The sequence below is a fragment of the Arthrobacter sp. Bi26 genome, assembly GCF_918697925.1.
Lineage (GTDB): Bacteria > Actinomycetota > Actinomycetes > Actinomycetales > Micrococcaceae > Arthrobacter.
This window is the reverse complement of sequence record NZ_CAKKMF010000168.1, coordinates 1-4,487: the sequence shown is the minus strand read 5'-3', so window position 1 is coordinate 4,487 and position 4,487 is coordinate 1. Positions and strand designations below refer to the sequence as shown.

Genomic DNA, 4,487 nt, shown 5'->3' with positions numbered 1-4,487 from the left:
ATGTGATGGCACCGTCCTGAAAATACCATCCCCCCGGCATGGACCCCTCGGCTTCTCCCGCCCCCGGGCGCCCTTCACACCGGCCGAATCCGCCCGGGCGCACAGGCTAGCCGAGCTCGCCGAGCTCACTGAATTGACACGAAAACACCCAGTACGGCCTCGGCAATAGAAAACCGGGAGGTGTCGTCCCCGAAGCGGCGACCGCACCGAAAGGAGACAATCATGACTGCAGCTCTGCCTTCACCTGTCCGCTCATGCTCGGAACTTTCCTATGGCGACGAAATCGAAGCCTGGCGCCTCGGCAAGCTCCTGCACCGAGGAAGGGTGAGCTACCCCCTGCCGTCGGTGGAGATGTTTTGGATCATTTGCTCAAGGACCGGAACACGCAAGCTCGTGGACATGGAGGCGGCCGCCATTCTCCGAATTGCAGCCGCAGCCGGTGACGCGGGACCGGCGACTCGACCGCCGCCGTCATCCACCTGGCGTGAGTCCTCCAAATCTGGCCGCAATATGTGCCAGCGAGGGCAACCGGACGCCGTAGGGGCCATCCAAAAAGCGAACCATGGGCAGCTACCGGAAGGAAATGGCAATTTGCGGTATCCAGCCTCGCAGGAAAGAGCAGGAGACAACGCCCAATGTTAATCCACAAGGAGCCTCGCAGGGCTCAGTCGGCTCCTGGGCTGCACTGGAGCTCTGTTGCTCAGTGAACCATTCCCAACACCACCATTCCAGCTCGTACTTTGCCCACCCGTCCCACAGGGACCTGCGTCTCAACGTAGTCGTCCGACTAGACGCCGTCGAAGAGACCGCCAAAGTCGACATTCGAGGCGTCCTGACGCACACCAACCTCCGGGCCCTCTACGTCGTCTGCCGCCGGGTCGTCACCAAGTTTCCGGGTATGAGGTGGTGGTTAATCTCGCGCATGCCGGGGTGACGGCCGCGGCCTTCGATGAACTCCGGGAGCACGCCCGCCAGTCCAGTCTTTCCTCTGGCATCGACTCCTCGGCGACTTCCTGCCGGCTGCGGATCGTGGAGCCACCGGTCACCCTCAAAGTCCAAGAACACGCCTCTGCATTACCGGGCGCCTGATCACGGCACGCATTGCCGATACACGGCGACGTGCGTCAGCTCCCTGACCTGAGGTACTGGTAGAGGGTTTCGCGGCTGTTGCCGAACTCCCCAGCCAGGCCGGTGTTCTGCCCCCCGACGCCGTAGCTCCTCCGTCAGGCCCCGGGGCAGGGCCCTTCGCCGAAGGCAGGTCACCTTCCCGATCAAGCCATCGGCGGTGCAATCAAGGGTATCCATCAAGGCCACGAGCACCTGCAGATTTAGCCTCTTCGGTTTCTCCGCAGCCAGCCGGTAGATCTGGCTGGCCGACGGTGGGCGACATGTCAGGTAGACACAATCAAACATGACCTTTCTCATGACCCTCGGCATCGGTTTCCTGATTTCCCTTGCCCACGTTCTTATGTTCGCCACCATGCTGATGCTGGCGGGCCTCGCCCGGTTGGCCGTTCTGACTTTCACAGCACTTTGTGATGCCGCCCGCTATCGCGCTCTGCTCTTTGGTGCGGAGACAACCACTCTGGACGCCCATGGAAATCCGGTTCACTCTTGACCCTCTACGGGACAGATTTGAAGAGATCGGTGGGCCGTTGGCCCGGCTGACAGACCAACGCCAACTGCCGCTGCGATTCACAAGTTAGTAGTGCACCTTGGCAGTTCTCGATAACGAAGGATTCCGAGAAGGGGAACAATCGAGAGTCGGTGTCTTCTCAGATCCCGGAAAAAGCTGACTCCTGCCATTCTCACAAATAGTTCTGACAAGATACGGTCGCCCCAATTCCTCACGACGAGTTTTGAGAACCAAAGCTCTATACAGTCACCGAAGTGCCGTCCCCGGCTCCGCGTCAACCAAAGGTCCCGCGCGGGCGGCAGGGAACAGATCTGCCCTATATATTCGATTCATGATCATGATCCCGGTAGACGGCAGCAGGGCCAGCGATTTTGAAGGCATCGATTATGCGGCCTACTTCCGAGGACCAGCAGTCTATGACAGTGAAGAAGTGACCAACCGTGTTTTGAACCTTCTCGATGATTTCCTGAAGGAAAAAGGGCTCTCCTCCCGACGGTGCTGGCACGCCGGCATTGGTGCCGCCGCGGGCGCTCCGGCATTTTTCGAGACCCTGCTCTGGATCCAGGAACATTGGGAGTTCCTGGCAGGGGCGGCGTCGGTCGTGTTGGCGCGAGTGGCAAACGTCCGTGACAAATGGCGGCAGCTGAAGAGACACATCGAGGAACGAATCCTGGACCCTTATAAGCCTTCCTTCGACGTTGAGCTGGGTGTTAGGACTATGGGTGAGGGGGAAGACGCCCGACAGGAAGCCGCGCGGTCGTTTCGCTCCTTACTGACGCATGTGCCGGACATTAGCGCGCTACTTCGGCATGAGCTACCGGATCAAAGGTTCAACATCCGAGTTCTAACTACTGGTTCCTCGCCCGCATCCGCCTACGCATACTTCAAAGTTCCAGAAGTAAAGCGTTCGGATGTCGCAAAAATGCTCCGCTTCCTACAGAAGAAGGATGACCAGGACGGGGCCTCGGCCGTGTTGCTCTACCGCAAGTTTGGCTTCATCACACGGCTTGAGGCGAGTGAAAACGGCGGTGAATTCATGCGCTTGACGATGCGCTGACGGGTACCCGGCATCGGAGTAGTCTTCCGGCGGCGGTTCTAGCTTCGCCTGCGCCTGGCTCAAGTCCTGGGAGCGAAGGCAGGTACTGAACGGACCGTAATGTCCGGAACCCCTGTGCGCCTGATGCCCTTGCGTCGATCCCTTCGCGAGGGCCAGTACCAGATGCCCGCCAACGCAGCCGACACCGCCACTGACCCAATCAAGCTTCCGCCGTCCCGATGGACAAAAACCGGCATAAGAAAAACTCAAGAAGAACTCACGCCACGATGGATGAGCCCACAGTGCGGAGTCCGGTGGCGCACGCTGAGGGATCCTTTACCGGGCGCCGCCGCGAGTGAGCGTGACCAGTAACGGTCGTATTCGTGCGCTGGCCACACCGCATCGTCCGCGGCTCCTGACGCCGCGCCAATTCGCGGAACGCCGACGCTGACCTTTGCACGAAACACTGCACGTGTGGAGTTGGTCGCTCTGTGGCGGCGTTTTTTTGTCGCTCCGTGTCGCAACAGTGCCCGTAAGGCGAGCACCTATTCCCAATACATCGCAGCCGCACGTGAGCAGAGGCGCATCTCATGACCGCCGACACGAAACGCCGAGGCTAGTCGACGCACCGGATCGCGTCGCAGACGTTCACGGCTGGGCGTGACGCTCCAACGCGTCCAGAGTCGTCTCGGGCGATGTGTTGAAGCAGAAGGTGATTCCGGGCGATTCCGCATTGCACACGTTGATGATCCGTTCGAAGAGCTCGGTGTACTCCGGGATCATCCTGATGCCGCCCCCGATCATCACGAGGCCGAAACGATCACGACCGAACGCCGAGCGAATCTCTGCTTCGGCCTCGTCCGGGGAGGTGCCGATCAGGCAGTTGACGGCGTCGAAGCCGGCGGCCGTAGTGGCCCCGAACCCCGCTTCGATCCGTTCGGTCATCGTGGCCTCGTCGAGGCCAGGAGGCAGCTTGCTATAGTCGAGGGCTCGCGCGTGGATGCCGATCATGAGGATTCGAGTCATGGGCCTCATTGTGGCATGCACGCCTCACCAACGAATTAGCCAAACCGCACCACCAATCACGCGGGCCCGCTGGATCCTTGCTCGACCCGCCCCGCCCCAGATGAGCTGTTCCTGTAGTGCAGAGGACTCCTGACGTTCCGTGCAGACGACTTCGGAAAATGACATCGGTGGGCCGGCCCCAGGTTGCGACCGCCCGTTAGACGGTCCCCCACCGGCGCCAGCGCCAGCCAAGATTTCCAGATCACGATCGCCGTCTTTCCGCGGCCGGCCGATTCCCGTAAGACCCGCCCGTAAAAATGCCCGGTGACGGGGGGGATAAACGGTACATTCAACACCAAGACCGGGCTGCTGACCGGATAAGCCCGCGTATCCACCAACGACCAAGACCTAACCGCCCAGAAGAACGCCCTTCTCGCTCTGGGAGTGGCACCGGACAAGACATTCACGGACCAGGGCCTCACCGGCGCCAACCGGGCACGGCCGGGAAGCGCTGGCCGCCTGCCGAAACGGGGACACCCTGGTCGTGACCAAACTCGACCGCCTGTCCTCCATGCGGGGTCGACATCGGCCGGGGGTCTGGCTGTGCCGGTTCTTCCGGTTTTGCTGCGTCGGCCATGAGCTGGTCAATGCGTGCCGAGTCCGTCTGGGCGGCTTTGAGCGCATCGGCGTGCTTGAAGGGTTCCGCCAGTGCCTTATCTGCCTGTCCGACGCGCGACCCGGTACGGTTCACACCGCCATCGAGCGGGTGGTTAGGCTGGGTGGATGGCGACAGCTATTCTCGTGCGGCAC

Annotated in this window: 5 protein-coding genes and 2 pseudogenes; 5 read left to right on the top strand and 2 right to left on the bottom strand. The window is 61.1% G+C overall.

Annotated elements, in window-relative coordinates:
* A pseudogene (locus LQV16_RS22945) lies at positions 1-169 on the top strand (amino acid-binding protein); the annotation flags it as partial.
* A 920-nt stretch (positions 170-1,089) separates the two neighbouring features.
* Here LQV16_RS22945 and LQV16_RS22940 read toward each other — a convergent pair.
* On the bottom strand, positions 1,090-1,413 hold the full coding sequence (locus tag LQV16_RS22940) for a helix-turn-helix transcriptional regulator (RefSeq protein ID WP_229996141.1): 324 nt from the start codon (positions 1,411-1,413) through the stop codon (positions 1,090-1,092).
* Here LQV16_RS22940 and LQV16_RS22935 point away from each other — a divergent pair.
* Together LQV16_RS22935 and LQV16_RS22930 are read left to right on the top strand one after the other, a co-directional pair.
* Positions 1,412-1,618 carry a hypothetical protein gene (locus LQV16_RS22935; RefSeq protein ID WP_229996140.1) on the top strand — a complete coding sequence of 69 codons (207 nt, stop codon included), beginning with the start codon at positions 1,412-1,414 and terminating at the stop codon, positions 1,616-1,618. The genes LQV16_RS22940 and LQV16_RS22935 overlap by 2 nt on opposite strands.
* Before the next feature lie 349 nt (positions 1,619-1,967).
* Complete coding sequence (locus LQV16_RS22930) at positions 1,968-2,693, top strand: hypothetical protein (RefSeq protein ID WP_229996139.1); 726 nt, start codon at positions 1,968-1,970, stop codon at positions 2,691-2,693.
* Between the two features lie 627 nt (positions 2,694-3,320).
* Here the strand turns inward: LQV16_RS22930 and LQV16_RS22925 are convergent.
* Positions 3,321-3,698, bottom strand: a complete 378-nt coding sequence (locus tag LQV16_RS22925) for a hypothetical protein (RefSeq protein WP_028275079.1) — start codon at positions 3,696-3,698, stop codon at positions 3,321-3,323.
* A 417-nt stretch (positions 3,699-4,115) separates the two neighbouring features.
* Between LQV16_RS22925 and LQV16_RS22920 the strand changes: the two are divergent.
* Positions 4,116-4,245 (top strand): annotated as a pseudogene (locus LQV16_RS22920) (recombinase family protein); the annotation flags it as partial.
* A partial coding sequence (locus LQV16_RS22915; RefSeq protein WP_229996138.1) for a hypothetical protein occupies positions 4,222-4,487 on the top strand: 266 nt, incomplete at its 3' end. The pseudogene LQV16_RS22920 and the gene LQV16_RS22915, both read left to right, overlap by 24 nt.